The sequence below is a fragment of the Paenibacillus mucilaginosus 3016 genome (genome assembly GCF_000250655.1).
In the GTDB taxonomy this organism is placed as follows: Bacteria; Bacillota; Bacilli; order Paenibacillales; family NBRC-103111; genus Paenibacillus_G; species Paenibacillus_G mucilaginosus.
Map to the genome: position 1 here is coordinate 8,583,600 of NC_016935.1, position 18,224 is coordinate 8,601,823.

Sequence of the window (18,224 nt, forward strand, 5' to 3'; positions counted from 1 at the left end):
TATGGCTTGCCCCTTGGATAGTGCGGTTTGCCGTTGTCTTGCACTCAGCATATAATGGAGTTTGGCGGTACGTACATAATCCTGCGATTGGGAGCTGCCGCGCCCCGCGCAAATCGCCTTCCCGCCGGGGGGATCACCCCTGTAACACGGGCGGAACCAATCAAATGATTATTTTGGCGCAAATGATTATTGCCAGCTCTTCGCAGTTATCCCTACAATGGTTACTTGAGAAACTGTCTTGTACCCGACGGAGAAGGAGGACGACACTTGAGCAAGTACAGTTGGTATACCAAGATGATTTTGTTCGGATGCCTGCTGAGCATCCTGCCCGTACTCGCGCTCGGCTTCTTCTCTTACCTGAAATCCGCCGAATCGATCCAAAGCCAGGTGAACCTCGGCAACATTCAGATCATGAAGCAGACAAACGGCAACGTGGAACAGGTGCTGAAGCGCCTGGACCAGAACCTCACGAACCTGAGCAACTCGACCTTGATGCAGGATGCGCTGTACAGCCATCTGGATTACTACAACTTTCAGATCTATAACAACCTGCGGCGCGAGATGAGCCTCATGCAGTCGATTGACACGCAGGTTACCGATATCGTATTAATGAATGCGGCTAACGGCTGGGTCATCAACAACTCCGGATTGTTCGCCCTCGACAACTACCCGGCAAGGGACAAGCTGCTCGAATTTCAGAAGCTGCCGCTGAACTCCACCTGGGTGCTGCATGAGAGCGGCATTCTGGGTGAGACCATGCCGGGCCGCTGTGCCTACACGCTGTCACAGGTGCGCAAGCTCCCGCTCCTCAGCTCGGAGAAGCGCGGTGTCGTATACGCCTCGATCCCTGCCTGTTCCCTGGCCGCCATGATCAAGGATGACACCGAGAAGCAGGAGGTCATGATCTTCGACAAAGACTTCCGCATCATGGTGCATCCGGATGAGACGCTGATCGGCAAACGCTTACCCGAAATCGGTTACATGAATGAACAGGATCTCGCCCAGTTCACGGAGGAGAAAGTCGGGCAGTTCGAAGCGGATCTTCCTGACGGACGCGCTTCGGTCACTTACGTGCGCTCGGAATTCAACGGCTGGATCTATGCCTCCTTCACGGAAATCAGCGCCATTACGGAAGAAGCCCGCTCGATCGGCTGGTTTACGCTCGTCGTCTGCCTCGTGCTGGCCGGCATGTCCGTCGGCGCAGTCTGGCTGGGCTCCCGCCGCATGTATACCCCGATCCGGGGCATTGTGCGCGCGATCTCGGACAGGCTGCCGGATCCGACGATGAAGGAGCAGAATGAATTCCAGCTGATTCATGAGCATATCCAGGACATGTTCCGCTCGAACACCAGCCTGAAGCATGAGCTTCATCAGAATACCCAGCAGGTGCGTACCTTCTTTCTCACCCGCTGGTATCAGGGCAACGTCAAGCAGGGCGAGCTTGAGGACAAAATGGCACTGTACGGCTATGCGCCTGTCATCGCCTCCTGGGAGCATCTGGCCGTTCTGACGCTGCAGATCGACCGGCTGGAGCAGACCCGCTATGACGCCAAGGATCTCGATCTGCTCCTGTTCGCGGCCAACAACATCATCGAGGATCTGATCCCTTCCCAGAACCGTCTGACTCCCGTCATTGTGGATCAGACCCAGGCTACCCTGGTCGGCCAAGGGAACATGACGCCGGAGGAGTTCAACGCCTACCTGTACGAGGTGACGGAGTCCATCCAGACGCATATCCGTTCCTTCCTGGATCTCGTCGTCTCCATCGGGATCTCCCTGCCCTTCCGCACCTTATCCAAGGCGCCGCGGGCCTATCATGAGGGCATGGAGGCTCTGAAGCACCGGCTCAAGCTGGGGGAAGGCGTCATTATCCACTATGCCAACGTCAACTCAGGCAAGCATACGCTGATCTCCCCGTTCCCTCAGCAGGTGGAGAACGAGCTTATCGATTCCATCAAGCTGGCCGATGAGGAGCGGGCCGATGAGCTGCTCCAGCAGTGGATGGGCGAAGTGTTCCATAAGGAGCGGTCTCCGCAGGAGTACCAAACCTCGTTGATCCGGCTGCTGAACCACCTCATGGGGGTTATGCAGGAGTCGGGCATAGCGCTTAACGTTATCCAGCCGGAAGACGGCTCTCTGTATGAGGAGCTGCTCCAGCTCTACGTGCCGAAGGATATCGAGAAGTGGTTCCGCAAACGGATTGTGGGCCCGATGATCGGGGTGTTCCGCGACCGCAGCGACTCGCAGTTCCGCAGCCTGTCCGAAGAGATTATCGATCTGATCCACCAGCATTTCGATACGGATCTGACCCTGGAGGAATGCGCGGCCAAGCTGCACTACAATGCCTCTTACCTGAGCAGCGTCTTCAAAAAGGAGACGAATCTGTCGTTCAGCGACTATCTGACGACTTACCGGTTCCAGATGGCGAAGCAGTGGCTGGTCGAAACCGATATACCGATCAAGGATATCGCGCAGAAGCTCGGTTACAACAACCCGCAGAACTTCATCCGCTCCTTCCGCAAGCTGGAGGACATGACGCCGGGCCAGTACCGGACCAAGTATGCCGGTAAAGAAGGATAGCCGATCTGACGGAAAGTGCGCAGCAACGCCCGGGATCAAGTCGAATCCTGGTGTCGTATTTTCCCGGGAAATAACCAGAATGCCCCATATCCAATCAGCTCAAATAGGGCAAAAAAAGCGGACCTCCGAAAGGGAGATCCGCTTTTTCTCTTTATGGCTAATGCTGCTCTTATTCGTTGGTTTCGCTTGCCTGCTCCGCTTCACGGGCCGCACGTTCCTGCTCCATCTGGGCCTTCAGCTCATCAACCGTCATGCCCTTCTCCGCTGCGCGCTTTTCAAGCTTCGCCTGACGCTCCTGCTCCATCTGAGCCTTGAGTTCATCGACGGTGATACCCTTCTCCACTGCCAGCTCAGCCAGCTTCGCTTCGCGCTCCTGCTCCATCTGCGCCTTCAGCTCGTCCACGGTGATGCCCTTCTCTGCCGCGAGAGCTTCGAGGTCCTGGCCGCCGCGCGGGCCGCGCTCTGCACGCTCCTGCTCCATCTGCGCTTTCAGCTCGTCGACGGTAATGCCCTTCTCCGCTGCCAGCTCGGCCAGCTTCGCTTCGCGCTCCTGCTCCATCTGCGACTTCAGCTCGTCCACGGTGATGCCCTTCTCCGCCGCCAGCGCTTCAAGGTTCTTGCCGCCGCGGTCTTTCTTGAACGTCATCGACTTCATTACCGATGGGGACCCGGCATCCGTCGTTGTGGTGGTCGCTTCTGCTGCGAAGACCGAGCCCATCGCTCCGATCGCAAATACGGCACCCAGTGTTGTGGCGATGACTTTCTTGTTGAAGTTTTTCATGTGTAATTCCTCCTGTAATTGAATGATGTAAGTTCGTTTTTAGTTGTTCGTTGTTCGGTGGTTTAGGTTCGCGCTTGTTTGTTGTCTTCTATACGCCGCCTTGAAGCACACACAAAAAAACGGCATCCGTCTGCACCTGTAAAGTGCTTGACGAATACCGTTTAATCCGTGACCTGCTTACTTACGCTCCTCCGGCAAAGACAGCGGGTGCTTCGGCAGGATCACCTGGAAGGTGCTGCCTTCCCCTTCGATGCTGCTTACCCCGATCGTTCCGCCATGCGCCTCCACAATGGATTTGGTGATCGCAAGACCGAGACCCGCGCCCCCGTACTTGCGGGTACGGGAAGAGTCGCTGCGGTAGAACCGGTCAAACAGATGCGGCAGATGCGCTGCGCCGATCCCCGGACCGTTATCCTGTACCGACAAAGCGACGCCTTCCTTGGACGGTCCGGCAGCAATCCGGATCCGCCCCTGCTCCGCATCGGTATGCTGAACCGCATTGTGGAACAGGTTGAGAACGACCTGCTTGATCTTGTCGGCATCAAAGGAGCACCGGGTGTCCGGCTCAAGCTGCAGCTCAAGCTCCCGGCTGCCTGCCAGCAGGCGCAGCTGGGGCTCCATCTCACGCAGCACACCCTCCAGGCTGCCTTCCTTGAGCTCGATATGCGGTGTGCGGTCCAGCTTCGCCAGCTGCAGCAGATCGTTCACCAGCTTGTTCATCCGTGCCGACTCCCCGTGCATGCTCTTCAGCGCCTTGTCGAGCTGCTCCGGATGGTGGGCCGCTCCGCGAAGCAGCACCTCCAGGAAGCCGTGAATCGACGTCAGCGGCGTCCGCAGCTCATGGGAGGCATCCGCTACGAAGCGGCGCATGCCTTCCTTCAGTTCCTTCTCGGCCTCGAACGAAGTCTCGAGGCGCTCCAGCATGCCGTTGAACGATTCCGCCAGCCGGTCGATCTCATGCTGCCCCTGGTAAGCGGGGAAGCGGGTCGCGAGATTCCCCGCATCGATCTGCTCCACCGTGCTCACCATATTGTTCAGCGGCACCAGCGTCCGTCTCAGCACCGGCAGGAACCCGATCAGTCCGGCCGCCATCGCCAGTACGGACAGCAGCAGGAAGGTAAGCAGCTGACGGATCAGCACATCCTTCATGGTTCCTGTCGGGGTGCTGATCTGCACCAGCGTATCCGTGCGGCCCGGTCCCGAAGGTACGGCCTGCACTACGACCAGCTGCTCTACCCCTGCGCTGTCCGGCAGGATCCAATAGTTCGGGCCGGGACCACTCTTGCGATTCAGTGCCTCGCTGTACTGGGCCGGATCCAGCTTGGGCGGCTCCGCGCTGCCTGGCCAGTTGGTCAGCACCGTGAATTCGCCGTTCGCATCAATGCGGGCGACCGCCGAATCCGGGAAAACCCAGGGCTGGCGTCTGCCGCCTCCTCCCTGCGTGGCGGACCCGGCTCCGGCGGCCTGTCCTGCATTCCCATCCTGCACGCCGGCCTGCCCCGTACTGCCCGCTCCGCCTGCAGTGCCCCCATCCGCCGCCGAAGACGGCTGACCGCCTCCGGTGCTGCCCGGCTGACTCGCTCCCTGCCCGGGATTGCCCTGCATCGGGCGCTCCTGGACCGCAGCGTCTCCCTGCAGCAGATCCCGCGGAATGGACATCATCTGCCGCTGCATCGTTTCGGCCTTGTTCCGGTAGATGAAATCTTTCATCACCACATACTGGAACACACCGATGAAGGTCAGCAGGACGGCCAAAATGAGCAGGGAACGCGAGAGGAGCTGGATACGGAGAGAGCCGCGCTCGGGAACCAGGCTTCTTCTCCTGTTCCCCGCCCCTCTCATGACAGATCCAGCCTGTAGCCTGCGCCGCGGAGCGTGCGGATCAGCGTATGCTCTTTATCCTGAAGCTTCTCCCGCAGCGAGCGGATATACACCTCGACAATGTTCTCTTCCCCGCCGAAGTCGTAGCCCCATACCTTGTCCAGAATCATCGACTTGCTGAGCACGAGCCCATGGTTGGTCACCAGGAACTTGAGCAGTTCGTATTCAGTCGGAGAGAGCTCGAGCAGCCGTTCGTTCAGCCGGATCTCCTTCCGGCGGTCATCCATGCGGAACGGACCCTTCACCACTTCCCCGAACAGGTGCGGGAACTGGTTGCGTACCCTGGCCTGAATCCGGGCGAGCAGCTCATCGAAGCTGAACGGCTTTACCATGTAATCGTCGGCCCCCAGGTTGAGTCCCTTGACCCGGTCGTCCACTTCGTCCTTGGCCGTCAGCATTATGACGGCTATGTGGTCCGTCTTCTTGAGCATCCGGCATACCTCGAAGCCGTCCATCCCCGGCATCATGACATCGAGAATGGCAATGTGCGGCTGAAATTCTTTGGCTAACGTAATGGCGGTCATCCCGTCCGGGGCCGTTCTCACCTCGAAGCCCTCGTTAAGCAGTCCGAGTTCCAGAAACTGCAGAATATTCGGTTCGTCATCCACCAGCATGACGCGAATGCCTTTTAATTGTCCCATGGCTGTACAACCACCTCTTCGTTTCCTTATGGATATAGTATCGCCGTTCTTCCTGAATACCGGCTGAATGCCCACTGAGAGACCCATGAAAAAAAATCATCTATCCCCCCATTGTACCTCAGTCTGGCGGCTTGTAACAAAAGGGTCTCTCCCTTCTTCCAGCATCATTCCATCAAAGGAGACTGGTCTCTTGAAGGGAATAAAAAAAAGTTCTGGAGAAGCAACCTGTGGATAGCCATCATGGCTCATCCATGCCGTTCAGTGAGCGAGGTTTCTCTATGCAGCTGTATAATCTGTTGACTCCAGAAGAAATCCAGGCTCTGGTCCAGCCCCCGATTGACGGGGCGCAGCCGCTCGCCGCCCCTCCGCCGGGGTTTCAGGGCAGCGGACAGAGCATCCGTTCCATCCGGGAACGCCGAGGCTGGAGCTGCGCGGAGGCCGCCTCGCGTACGGCCCTCCCTCCGGATCTGCTGCGGGCCTGGGAGCAGGGGGAAGCGGCCCCCACTTTAACCCAGCTGCTTCAGCTGGCAGGAGGGCTGGGCGTATCCGTGGACGAGCTGCTGCTCGGCAGCCAGCCAGCCCCCAGCCCTGACAGGCCGCCGGGCCGGCTCCCGCAGGGCATGAACTCCCTGGCCGAGCGGCTGACCTATCTCCGGACGGCGCGGCGCTTGTCCAGGTCCGATGCGGCGGCGGAGATGGGCTTCTCATACTCGGAGCTGACCTCGTACGAAAACGGCTACCGGCTTCCCGAGCTCAAGGCTTTTTTGGCACTGGTGCAGTTCTATAACGTATCGGCCCATCTCCTGCTGACCGGTTCTTCCCCGGCTGCCGTTCCCCAGGAACCCGGACCGGACCGGGGGGACTCCTCCGCCGCAGATCTGTCCACGCTGCTCGACGAGCCCCTGTATTATAGAGGGGTCCCGCTCGACCCCCAGATCAAACAGAGAATCTCCGATCTGCTTCAAGGCTATGAAATCGCTATGAAGCAGGTCGGGCCGGAAATGCACTGACCTCCGTCAGCCTGCTTGGCCGTCTGTCTTTTCCTCATCCAGGCACCCGGTTACGCCTGTCTCCCGTACCATCCTTCAGCTGCTTATATGTAATGCGGGGCCGGGCGGCCCCTATTTTTTGTACACTCCTCTTGAATTCGTCCCCTGCCGTGCTATAATCAAATCTAATGATAATGATTATCGTTCTTATCATCATATAGAGCGGCTGCTGTGCCGCATTTCTCAGGCTGGGAGGACATACCTTGGAACGCTTGTATACCGAAGGACTGACCATCGCTTACGGAGAACGTCCGATTGTAGATAATTTGAACCTGCCGGTGCCGGAAGGCCGAATCACGGCGCTTGTCGGGGCCAACGGGTCGGGCAAATCGACCATTCTTAAGACCATGGCGCGCATCATGAAGCCCCAGAAGGGCGGCGTCTTCCTTGATGGGAAGTCCATCCACGGGCAGTCCACCAAAGAGGTGGCCAAGCAGCTCGCCATCCTGCCCCAGAACCCCGTGGCGCCCGACGGCCTTACCGTCTCCGAGCTCGTGACCTACGGCCGTTTTCCCCACCAGAAGGGCTTCGGCTCCCTTACGGCGGAAGACCGGGAGATGGTCCGCCGGGCGATCGAGCTTACCGGGATGGCCGAATTCCATGACCGGCCTGTCGACCAGCTGTCCGGCGGCCAGCGGCAGCGGGCCTGGATTGCCATGGCTCTGGCTCAAGGGACGGATATTCTGTTCCTCGACGAGCCTACGACGTTCCTCGATATGGCCCACCAGCTTGAGGTACTGAAGCTGCTCGAGAAGCTGAATGCGGAAGAGAACCGCACGATCGTCATGGTGGTTCACGATCTCAACCATGCTTCCCGGTATGCCCACCATATGGTGGCGATCAAGCGGGGGCGTGTAGTGAGCAGCGGCTCGCCGGCCGAAGTAATGACGCATGCGGTCCTTCGGGAAGTGTTCGGTATTGAAGCCGACCTGATTCCCGATCCCCGTACGGGTGTACCGCTTTGCCTTCCTTTTGAACTGGCCCATGCTGCTGCCTCCGGGCTTAGCGTACCGCAGCAGCAGCAGCCGGCTGAACGCAGCAGAGTCCTTGCTCGCTAAGCTCTTCTTGACCAGCATAAGTTAACCCCAAAGAACGTCCGGCTTTGAACACCGGACGTTCTTTGGCATGCTCAGGAGCAGTGCGGCGGGCGGCTTATACCCGAGACTCCCTTCTGGCCTTCAGCCACGCGAGCAGTTCTTCCTCCGGCAGAGGCCGGCTGTAATAATAGCCCTGCACCGCATCGCAGCCCAGCTCCCTGAGCACCTCCACCTGTTCGGCGGTCTCCACCCCTTCGGCCACGACCCTCTGATTCAAGCTGTGGGCCATGACAATCATCGCCTTCACGATATGACGGGTGTGCGGAGCCGAGACGAGGTCATCAATCATTGATTTATCTAGCTTGAAGATGTGGAACGGCAGCGACTGAATCACCGAGAACGTGGAATAGCCCGTCCCAAAATCGTCCATGGCCAGCCGGATCCCCCTCCCTGCAATCTCGGTGAACAAGTGCAGCTGATGCTCTTCCTCCGTGAAGGTGACGCTCTCGGTCATCTCCAGCTGAAGATGCTTCGGCGGAAAGCCGGTCTCCTCCAGAATGGCATCCACGTGGTCCAGATAGCCGCGGCCCGCCAGTTCGCGGTTCGACACGTTAATGGAGATCGACCACTCGCTCCGCCCCCCGCCCGGCTCCGGTCGGGTTATGCCGTCCGATAATTCCATCCAGGCTCGGCCTGTCCGGCACGCTCTCTCCAGCACCCACCGGCCCAGCGGGACGATGGCCCCGTTCTCTTCAGCCAAGCGGATGAACTCTCCCGGCGGGCGGACCGTCCCGTCCTTGTCCACCCATCGGATCAGCGCCTCCACACCGCACACCTCTCCGGTCTTCAGATCGACTTGAGGCTGATAGTACAGGACGAACCGCTCTTCTTTGAGCGCTTCGGCCATTTGCAGCTCCAGGGTATGGACCGCCTCCTGGGCCTGCTTCAACTCGCCGGTGAAAAGCGCATACCGGCCGCGCCCGCTGTTCTTCGCATCGTACATGGCCATGTCGGCATACTGCAGCAGCTGCTCAGGGTTCGTCCCGAAGGCCGGGGAGAGACAGACCCCGATGCTCGCGGATACCCTCAGGCTTTCCCCCTCGTGCCGGAACGGCTCCCGGAATCCGCTCAGGATCTCCTCGCAGAGCCTTACGGCCTCCTCTTCAGTGCCCCGCAGCAGCAGGGCAAATTCATCCCCGCCGAGACGGCAGATCACCTCGGCCCGCCCGGCCTTCTGGCTCAGCAGTCCGGCGACATGCCGCAGCAGCAGGTCGCCGACATGGTGTCCCTTTGTATCATTGACGAGCTTGAACCGGTCCAGATCCATGAGCAGCAGAGCAACCGACGCCTCCTCGCCTCCGGCTGTCCGTTCGAGCATCTCCGGCAGCGTCTCCTGAAGACGCCGGCGGTTGCCGAGGCCCGTAAGCGGATCATGATATGCCATGAAGGTGATCCGTTCCTCGGCTCGGATGCTTTCGGTCATGTCACGGATCAGCAGGTATTCGTACGGCTCCCCGCCGGTGACAATGCGCTCCCGTTCGACTTTGACGATACGCGCCGAACCTGCGGGCTCCGAAGGAACGGTAACCTGGAGTTCACCGCCGTCTCCGATGCTCCGCAGGCTCCCCTTGTAAGCGGCGAGCAGCTCGGAATACTCCGCCTTGAGCAGGAACGCTCTTGGTCGTCCGAACAGCGCCTGGGCCGCCGGGTTGGCGTCGATCACCCGATCCTGCCTGTCGGTCAGAAGGATCGCAAGGGGAGAACGCTCATACAGAATGCGATATCTCCGCTCGATCGACGGAAGGAATTCATATCGCGTCATCGCATAGCGGATCATGAAGGCGAACAGAACGAGCCCGAACAGGCTGGGCTCCGGATAGCTGAAGGCCGAAGTGAAGTAGAGCTTATGATTGAAATATGCCAGACCGATGCAGAGCAGGCCGCCGACCAGAAATGCCATCCGGACCACACGGACTTGTCTGCGCTTGATCAGCATCGCTTCCGAACCGCCCACAAACTTGATCCCCTTATAGAGGAACCATGTACAGGCAATTACGGTATACAGGGCAGTCGAAATAATCACCACGAACAGCAGCGCGCTCGGCTGGGCGTCCCGCCACATTCCCCTCTCTATGAATTGGATAGAGACATAAGGGGACGGGATCATCAGAACGAGCGAACCGAGCAACGGCCAATAACAGAGCAGCGCTGCACGGGTCCGTGACCAATGATCGAAGCAGCCGCTGACCCGCACCGTCAGATGAAGCGCGAAGGACATAATGAAGAAAGCCGGAATCAGCTTAGTCCAGAGCACCATCACCTCCGCATGCTCCTCAGGAAAGACACTCGTCAGGAAGCCGGAAGCAAAGATCAGCATGATCGAGAAGAATAAATAAGACGACAGCCTGTTGAGCAGCGTATGAGCGCGAAGCCGGATCTCCACCGCTATGTAGAAGAAATACCCGATCGGGATCAGATAGCACAGCAGAGACAGAAGAAAGAACACCGCTGACAATGGAACACACCTCCCTGCACCTCAACGTACAAAATCCCGAACGACCCTGCAGCGCTTTGTACCAGGTACAGTAAGCGCTGCGGTGGGTCCGTACGGGCAAGTAGAACATAATGCCGTTTTTTATCGGATCATGATAACAATCCCCATGCTGCTCGTCTTACATCCGGAATGCCCGGACAACATCCTGCAGCTCGTCGGCCATCTTGGACAGCGTCTGTGCGGCTGCACCGACCTCCTGCATCGAAGCCAGCTGCTCTTCCACAGCCGCGGCAATGCTCTGCGTGCTGTCCATCGCCGTATTGGAAATCTCGGAGATCTGCTCCACCGCATCGACCATCGTCCGTGTATCCGAGCGGATGACGGAGGCGGAGCCGGATACGGCCTGCACACGGCGGAACGTATCCTCAACGGCTGTAATGATGTCGCCGAAGGCTGCCGACACGTTCTCAGCGAGAGCCGTGCCTTCATTCACCGCCTGATTGCCTTCCTTCATCGATTGAACGGCACGGTTGATCTCGCTTTGAACCTCGCTGATGAGGCCACGGATATGGTCTGCCGCCTGGGCCGACTGCTCGGCCAGCTTACGGACCTCGGAGGCGACTACGGCGAACCCGCGTCCTTGCTCTCCCGCACGAGACGCTTCGATCGACGCATTCAGCGCGAGCAGATTGGTCTGGCTGGAGATCGTGGTGATCAGGGAGATCATCTGTCCGATTTCCTGGGACTTCGTGCTCAGCACGCCTACGATCTCGGTAGACTGATGCACATTCGCTTGAATCCGCTTCATATGCTCGGTAACTTCCTCGACGGATCGGCTGCCGTTCTTCGCTTTCTCCGCCGTACGGGAGGCGCCTTCGTTCACTCCTTCGATCCCCTCTGCAATGGAGAGGATCTGCTGCGTGATCCCGGTAATCGCTTCTTTGGACGAAGCTACGACCGCAGCCTGCATATCCGTACCGCTGGCCACCTGACCTACGGAATCGGCAATCTGCTCGGTGGCTTTGGAAGTCTCTTCGGCACTGGCGGACAACTGCTCCGCCGTTGATGCCACCAGGTGCGTGTGCATGGAGACCGAGCCGATCATCTCCTTGAGCTTCGCCGTCATCTCGTTCAGATTGTGGCCCATATGACCGAACTCGTCGACGGTTTGAACCTCAATGCTGTGCGTCAAATCGCCGGAAGCAATCCAGCCCGCCATCTCATTGGCATTGCCGATCTGCTTCTTGAGATACCGGCTGAAGAACACAATGATCGCGGCCATCACCGCAATCGCCAATACCCCGCAGACAGCCAGCGATACAACAAGCTTGCGCGTCGGCTCTTGAAGCTCTTTCTCCGGGATAACAAGCGAGAGAACCCAGCCGGTTTCCGCCACCTTCTTGTAATACACCCGGTTGCTGCCGTTCTCGTCCTCGTAGGTTGCTTCTCCCATCGTTCCAGCAAGCATATCCTGCCCGATAGCGGCCAAGGAGGCATTCGGATCCTTCCGGAGGCTGACCTTCATGATCTTGTCCGCGGCCGGATCAGACAGGTAGTTGCCCTCCGCATCGACCAGGAACGCCCAGCCCGTCTCGCCCACTTTCGTCTCCTGAACGAGCTTCTGCAGATTCGCCAGGTCGATATCGCCCGTGGTTACTCCAAGCAGCCCTCCCTTATCGTCATAGAAAGGAACCGATGTGGTCACCATCGTTACTTTGGTCACTTCGTCGTAATACGGAGCCGTATAAGCGAACGTGCTCTTCGTATTCGCTACGATTGTGTACCAGGGCTGCTTCAGATAATCGTAGGACGCTGCGCTGTATTCTTCCGTATGCGTAATTTTGCCGCTATCCTTGAAGCTGTACGTTGAGAAATAGCGCGTACCCGCCTGATACTTGTCAGGTTCGAAGAACACTCCGATCCCGAACGTATCCGCACTGCTGCCAAGCGCCTTAGCTGTGGCCGTTACATAATGGTCCAGTGTCCACAGGGATGGAGCCGTTTCGATCGAACGGGCCAGCATCTCCGCCGTTTTCCGATGGGACAGCAGCTTCGCGTCAATTTCCCCGGCTACGCTGCCGAGCTGCTGCTGCATCTTATCCTGAATCTCCCGGTTGATCAGGGTTTCGCTGCTGTTATAAGCGTACGTAATCATGGACACCAAGGTTATCGTAATTAATGGAACGATCGCCAGCATCGTTTTCGTCTGGATACTCTTCAGTTGAAACACAGTGAATCCCCCTTTGGGCAGATGCGGTTCTAAGCTGTCATGATGGATATACTGAATATATCGACAAAGGATAGAAGCTTGCTTATACCCATGAGGAATGTAAGTTTTGTAAGAGCGTCCTGTTCTCTGGGAAAAATAAAAAAATCCCCCCGCCCAGGGCGGAGGGACAAGCTGAGTGATTTACTTCTGTACTTTAACGGTAGTCTGGCCCGTGACGAGAATGCCGTTCACATAACCTTGGAATACCAGTGTGGCTTCGGAACCGCTCCAAGTGAAGTGGGAACGCTCGAACTTGAACTGTCCGTTCTTCGCCTGGTTGAAGTAGCCGTTATTGTCCGTCAGGGCCTTCACGCCGTTCACCCGGGCCGTGTTCAGATCGAAGCCCTGCGTGCTGTAGCCGGATGGAAGGGTGACGCGGACGGTGAAGACACCGCTGTTGCCTTTGATAACGCCTGGCGTAACTTCAATCGTTGCCGGTACCGCGACCGTCACTTTCTTGGTGAGGGTCGTCGTGAGCCCAGCTGCGTCAGCTGCCGTTACCGTGATCGTGTACGTTCCCGCCTGGTCCAGCTTCAGTGCCGTGCCGTTCGCCACGACCGTGCCGGCTGCAGCGTTCGGAGCCGTTACCGTCATCGTTTCGGAAGCGATACCCGACTGGCTGTCTTTCGCTGTGTAAGAGAGCGTCAGAGAGTCGCCGAGGAGGAAGACCTCTTTCAGATCCATGGTTACTGCCGGTGCAGTACGGTCGATGCTGACCGTAATCTGCTTCGCTTCTTCCACGTTGCCTGCGGCATCGGTGGAGTAGAAGGATACGACATTCGCGCCTTCAGCCGTTACGTTTACTGCCGTGCCTTCGGCGTATGGTGCACCGTTCACGGAGTAGTAAGTCTTGGCCACACCGCTTGCCGTATCGGCAGCATTCAGTACGACCTTCACGTCTTCTTTGGACCAGCCCGCTGGTGCGGAGGCTTCGGTCACAGGTGCCGTACGGTCAATCTGTACGGAAACCTTGCGTGCTTCTTCCTTGTTACCGAAGGTGTCGACGGAGTAGAAAGCAACCTCATGGACGCCGTCCGTACCGATCGCAGCGCTGGTTCCTTCTGCGAATGGTGCGCCGTCTACGGAGTAGTACGTGCTTGCTACGCCGCTGAGTGTGTCTGCTGCCGTCAGCCTGACGATAGCTTCGCCTGCAGTCCAGCCGCTAGGTGCAGCAGCTTCCGTAACCGGAGCCGTGCGGTCAATCACCACATCGACGGTTTGTGCTTTTTCTTCGTTGCCTGTCAGGTCTACCGAGTAGAACGATACAGTGTGCTTGCCTTCGTCTGTTACCTGGACAGATGCGCCTTCAACATATGGAGCGCCGTTTACAGAGTAGAACGTCTTGGCGGTTCCACTCGCAGCATCCGCCGCGGTGAAGCTTACTTTGCCGTCTTCCACGTGTGCTGTGGTTACAGGTGCCGTGCGGTCAATAAGGATCTTCACGCTGCGGGCCTCTTCTTTGTTGCCGGCTTTGTCTACGGAATAGAACCATACTTCCGTTGCCCCTTCGCTGCTGACAACAGCGGAAGTGCCTTCTGCATACGCGCCGCCGCCGATGGAATAGAACGTGCCTGCTACGCCGCTGCCTGCATCGGCTGCTGCGAAGGTAACCGTAACATCACCGGCAGACCAGCCTTCAACTGCCGCCGCTTCCGTTACCGGAGCGGTAAGATCGATCACAACTTCAAGGCTTTGTGCCGTTTCTTTATTCCCTGCAGCATCCACCGAATAGAAGGAAACCTGATGGGTGCCGTCCATGCCGATCTCAACCGTGGCGCCTTCGGCATAAGGAGCACCGTTCACGGAGTAGTACGTTTTGGCCACACCGCTTGCCGCATCCGCTGCCGTCAGGGTAACTACACCCTCAGTCGAAACCTGGGACTGCGTGACCGGTGCCGTACGGTCGATTTTGACTGCAGCCGTGCGCGGCTGTTCTTTGTTGCCTGCTTTGTCCACCGAGTAGAAGGCAAGCGTATGCTCTCCCTCTTCAGTGAAAGTAACCGCAGTGCCGGTCTGGTATTCTCCGCCGTTCACAGCGTAATAAGTTGCCGCCACACCGCTGTCAGTATCAACTGCAGAGAGGGTGACGACCGGCGAACCGCTGACCCAGGAGGCGGAAGCATCCGACGAAGTCACCGGAGCGGCCGTGTCCGTCACAAGACGGGCTGTCACCTTGTTGGACGGTACGGATTCACCGAAAGAGTTGCTGTAGGATGTTACATAGAACTCGTGATTCGCATAAGGCAGATTAGTTACCGTGTAAGACAGGTTGTTCAGGTTCTTCGTCAGCGCGACCGGCTGGCCGTCCACGATCTGGAACACATTATAACCGTTCGCATAGGTAGCGAATGTCCAGGTGAGCTGCGCGGTCTTGCCGTCGATCAGCTTGATGCTCGCTGTTGGCGGCTGCATCTCCGGATAGATGATATTCTCGCTCCAACGCACCGATGGAGCCGACTCGCCGAACCGGGTGCTGACGGCCGTTACTTCGTAGTGATGCGTCGTTTCCGTCAGGTTATATACCTTGTAGGTCAGTGCCGTGCCTTTGTAGAGCAGCTGTCTTGTATTGCCGATCACTTCATAGAGGCGGTACTCGTTCGCCCAAGTAACCGGGTTCCAAGTAAACGTCATGTTATTGGCATTGAACACAGAGCCTTTGAGTGTCGGCGGCTGAACCACCGGCCATACGAGAGTGAAAGCCACCTTGGAAGCTACCGGCGATTCGCCGAAGCGGTCGCTGTAGGAAACCACTTCATACTCGTAGCTGCCTTCCGGCATATTCGACTCTACCATGGACGTGCTCGTTACCGACTTCTTCAGTACGCGCTGACCGCCTTGGATGGCATATACGCGGTATGCTGTTGCGTAGGAGACCGTGTTCCACGAGAGCACGATATCATTGCCCGAAGAAATCGCATGGCGGAAGTTCCCCGGTGCCTGCATGACAGGGAAGTCCAGCGTGAACGTCAGTGTGCTGCCTTCCGGCGATTCGCCGAAGCGGTCGCTGACCGAGTGTACGACATAGGTGTAGTCCGCTTCCGGCTGATTGGCCAGGATAGCCGAAGTGGTTGTAACGGTGTTCACCAGTACCTTCTCGGTACCTTTCATCTGGTACACTTTGTACGATGTGGCATAAGTAGAGGCCGTCCATCTCAGCGTTACATCATTGCCGCTCGAGATCGTGTGCGTCAGGTTGGCCGGCGGCAGCATCGTCTGCTCATTCACCGTTACAGACACCTGGCTTCCCTCCGGAGACTCCCCGAAACGGGTGCTGACGGAGTGAACGACAAACGTGTGCTCACCGTTCGTTAATTTGGAGATCGTAGCATAAAGGGAAGTCACTGTGGTTTTCAGTACCTTTTCCCCGTTCACGAGCTCGTATACTTTATAGCTGTTCGCATAGGTAGCGGCGGTCCAGGTAAGAGCCGCATCGTTGCCGTTCTGGAGCTTAACCGTCAGGTTGGCCGGAGGAGCCACGACCGGATGCACGACCGGTACGATGATTTCCGCACCGCTTGGGGATTCGCCCAGAGTATTGGACACCGAGTGAACGACATAAGTGTATTCCCCAGCCGGAAGGTTCGAGAACCCAACCGATGTTGCAGTAACCGTGTTCTTCAGCACTTTCTGATCGCCGGAAACCAGGTATACCTTATAGCTGTTGGCGTAAGGAACCGCGGTCCATTTCAGCGTCAGATCATTGCCGTTGGCAATGGTATGCGTCAGCCCGGTTGGGGCGGCCATCGTCTCACCATTCAACGTGAACGTAAGCTGTGTGCCCTCTGCCGATTCACCGAAGCGGTTCGAATAGCTGCGAACCTCGTAGGTATAGCTGCCCGGCTGCTGATTATAGAACGTGATGTTGGTGGTGGACACCGTACTCTTGAGCGTGCGCTGTCCATTGACGATTTGATACACCTTGTAAGAGTTCGCGTTGGCGGCCGCATCCCAGGACAGGACGAAGTCCGTCGCGTTCTTGGCCGTCTGGATCAGGTTGGCAGGAGGCTGCATCACCGGAACCTCGACGGAAATGGAAACTTCGCTGCCTTCAGCGGATTCGCCAAACTTGGAAGAATATGAGTGCACTTTGTACGTATACGTGCCGCTTGGCTGATTGGAGAACGTGACCGTCAGCGTGCTTACCGTGCTCTTCAGCACAGGCTGTCCGTCCACGATCTGGTATACCTTGTAGCCGGTTGCGTTCGCAGCGGCAGTCCAGGTCAGGACGATGTCATTCACATTCTGAAGCTTGGCGGCCAGTGCCCCTGGCGCACCCATGGTGACGGAGCCAACGGTGATCGATACGGAGGCCGCCTCGGCGGAATCCCCGTAACGCGTGCTCGTCGAACGGATCTCGAACGTGTAATCGCCTGCCGGCTGGTTCGTGTAGGTTACCGACGTGCCGGTCACCGTACCCTTCAGTACCGGCTGACCGTCTACGATCTGGTACACCTTGTAGCCTGTTGCATTGGCGGCGCCCGTCCAGGTCAGGACGATGTCATTCACGTTCTGAATCTTGGCTGCGAAGTTAGTTGGAGCAAGCATCGTAATGCTGCTTACCGTGAAAGAAACCTTGGCGCCTTCGGCAGACTCGCCGAAACGGTCGCTGTATGAGCGGATTTCGTAGGTATAGTCACCTGCGGGCAGGGCCGTAAAGACCGTGCTCGTGGTGGTTACCGTCTTCTGCAGTACGGGTTGTCCGTCGATGATCTGGTATACTTTATACGAATTGGCATAGGCGGCGGAGTTCCAGCGAAGCGTTACATCACTGCCGTTCGACAGCGTGTATGCAGGATTCGTCGGTGCAGCCATAACCGGTGTTCCCACGGTCACCTGAAGCGGATTGCTGCGCTGGGATTCGCCATAGAGCGAGTTCACAGCGGATACTGCATAGGTATAAGTTCCTGCTTGAGTGTTCGTTATAGTGAACGTCCGTGCAGCCGTAGTCGTGATCAGCGAGGCATTGCCATCGGCCGAAATGCTGTACAGGCTGTACGTCTGGGCGTTCGCGGAGGAACCCCAGCTCAGTACAATATCGTTACCATTCTGGATGGTGTGCGTCAGTGTTGCAGGCGCAGCCATCTCCGGATAAACGACATCCACTTGAACCGGAGCACTCGGTCCCGATTCCCCTTCGGCGCTCAGCGTCGACACCACGTAGGTGTAGCTGCCTTCGGCCAGGTTGTTCAGCGTGTAAGAGGTTGTCGTCGATTTGGCGAGGGGCTTCAACTGACCCTCTCCGATCTCATAAACCTGATAGCCTGTGGCTCCATACACGGAGCTCCACGAAAGCTTTACGTCATCCGGGGTCACAAACTGCGATGCCAAGTTGCTTGGCGGCAGGATGGACGAATTCGTTTCTGCGGCAAAGGCGCTTACTCCCGGAAGAATCAGTTGAAGGAGCAGCATCAAGGAAACAAAGAAAGAGAAATGCGAGCGATACGGTTTGCCCATGAATTTAGTCCTACCTTTCTTGGTGTGTGAGGGGCATT

General features: G+C 57.7%; 9 protein-coding genes. 3 read left to right on the forward strand and 6 right to left on the reverse strand.

The window, feature by feature from the left end:
• The first annotated feature begins 267 nt into the window (after positions 1-267).
• Positions 268-2,580, forward strand: coding sequence for a helix-turn-helix domain-containing protein (locus PM3016_RS35980; RefSeq protein WP_014372704.1), 2,313 nt, complete (start codon positions 268-270; stop codon positions 2,578-2,580).
• A 169-nt stretch (positions 2,581-2,749) separates the two neighbouring features.
• Here the strand turns inward: PM3016_RS35980 and PM3016_RS35985 are convergent, their stop codons facing one another.
• The 3 genes from PM3016_RS35985 to PM3016_RS35995 all read right to left on the reverse strand — a co-directional run bounded on the left by PM3016_RS35985 (position 2,750) and on the right by PM3016_RS35995 (position 5,883).
• Complete coding sequence (locus PM3016_RS35985; RefSeq protein WP_014372705.1) at positions 2,750-3,361, reverse strand: hypothetical protein; 612 nt, start codon at positions 3,359-3,361, stop codon at positions 2,750-2,752.
• A gap of 177 nt (positions 3,362-3,538) precedes the next feature.
• Positions 3,539-5,203 carry a sensor histidine kinase gene (locus PM3016_RS35990; protein ID WP_013921458.1) on the reverse strand — a complete coding sequence of 555 codons (1,665 nt, stop codon included), beginning with the start codon at positions 5,201-5,203 and terminating at the stop codon, positions 3,539-3,541.
• The gene (locus tag PM3016_RS35995) at positions 5,200-5,883 is read right to left on the reverse strand and encodes a response regulator transcription factor (protein WP_014372706.1); all 684 of its coding nucleotides are present in this window, start codon (positions 5,881-5,883) and stop codon (positions 5,200-5,202) included. The genes PM3016_RS35990 and PM3016_RS35995 overlap by 4 nt, the downstream gene beginning before the upstream one ends.
• Before the next feature lie 278 nt (positions 5,884-6,161).
• Between PM3016_RS35995 and PM3016_RS36000 the strand changes: the two genes are divergently transcribed.
• The gene (locus PM3016_RS36000; protein WP_014372707.1) at positions 6,162-6,893 is read left to right on the forward strand and encodes a helix-turn-helix domain-containing protein; all 732 of its coding nucleotides are present in this window, start codon (positions 6,162-6,164) and stop codon (positions 6,891-6,893) included.
• 242 nt (positions 6,894-7,135) lie between these two features.
• The gene (locus PM3016_RS36005) at positions 7,136-7,990 is read left to right on the forward strand and encodes an ABC transporter ATP-binding protein (RefSeq protein ID WP_013921462.1); all 855 of its coding nucleotides are present in this window, start codon (positions 7,136-7,138) and stop codon (positions 7,988-7,990) included.
• 94 nt (positions 7,991-8,084) lie between these two features.
• Here PM3016_RS36005 and PM3016_RS36010 read toward each other — a convergent pair whose 3' ends face one another.
• The 3 genes from PM3016_RS36010 to PM3016_RS36020 all read right to left on the reverse strand — a co-directional run bounded on the left by PM3016_RS36010 (position 8,085) and on the right by PM3016_RS36020 (position 18,186).
• On the reverse strand, positions 8,085-10,475 hold the full coding sequence (locus PM3016_RS36010) for a putative bifunctional diguanylate cyclase/phosphodiesterase (protein ID WP_238540658.1): 2,391 nt from the start codon (positions 10,473-10,475) through the stop codon (positions 8,085-8,087).
• Between the two features lie 166 nt (positions 10,476-10,641).
• Positions 10,642-12,693 (reverse strand): methyl-accepting chemotaxis protein, encoded by a 2,052-nt coding sequence (locus PM3016_RS36015; protein ID WP_013921464.1) that lies wholly within the window; start codon positions 12,691-12,693, stop codon positions 10,642-10,644.
• Positions 12,694-12,873: 180 nt separating this feature from the next.
• Positions 12,874-18,186 carry an OmpL47-type beta-barrel domain-containing protein gene (locus PM3016_RS36020; protein ID WP_014372709.1) on the reverse strand — a complete coding sequence of 1,771 codons (5,313 nt, stop codon included), beginning with the start codon at positions 18,184-18,186 and terminating at the stop codon, positions 12,874-12,876.
• Positions 18,187-18,224 lie beyond the last annotated feature (38 nt).

Coding starts and splice junctions, on each gene's coding strand:
- PM3016_RS35985 (WP_014372705.1), bottom strand. CDS start 3,361: ATGAAAAACTTCAACAAGAAAGTCATCGCCACAACACTGGGTGCCGTA.
- PM3016_RS35990 (WP_013921458.1), bottom strand. CDS start 5,203: ATGAGAGGGGCGGGGAACAGGAGAAGAAGCCTGGTTCCCGAGCGCGGC.
- PM3016_RS35995 (WP_014372706.1), bottom strand. CDS start 5,883: ATGGGACAATTAAAAGGCATTCGCGTCATGCTGGTGGATGACGAACCG.
- PM3016_RS36000 (WP_014372707.1), top strand. CDS start 6,162: ATGCAGCTGTATAATCTGTTGACTCCAGAAGAAATCCAGGCTCTGGTC.
- PM3016_RS36020 (WP_014372709.1), bottom strand. CDS start 18,186: ATGGGCAAACCGTATCGCTCGCATTTCTCTTTCTTTGTTTCCTTGATG.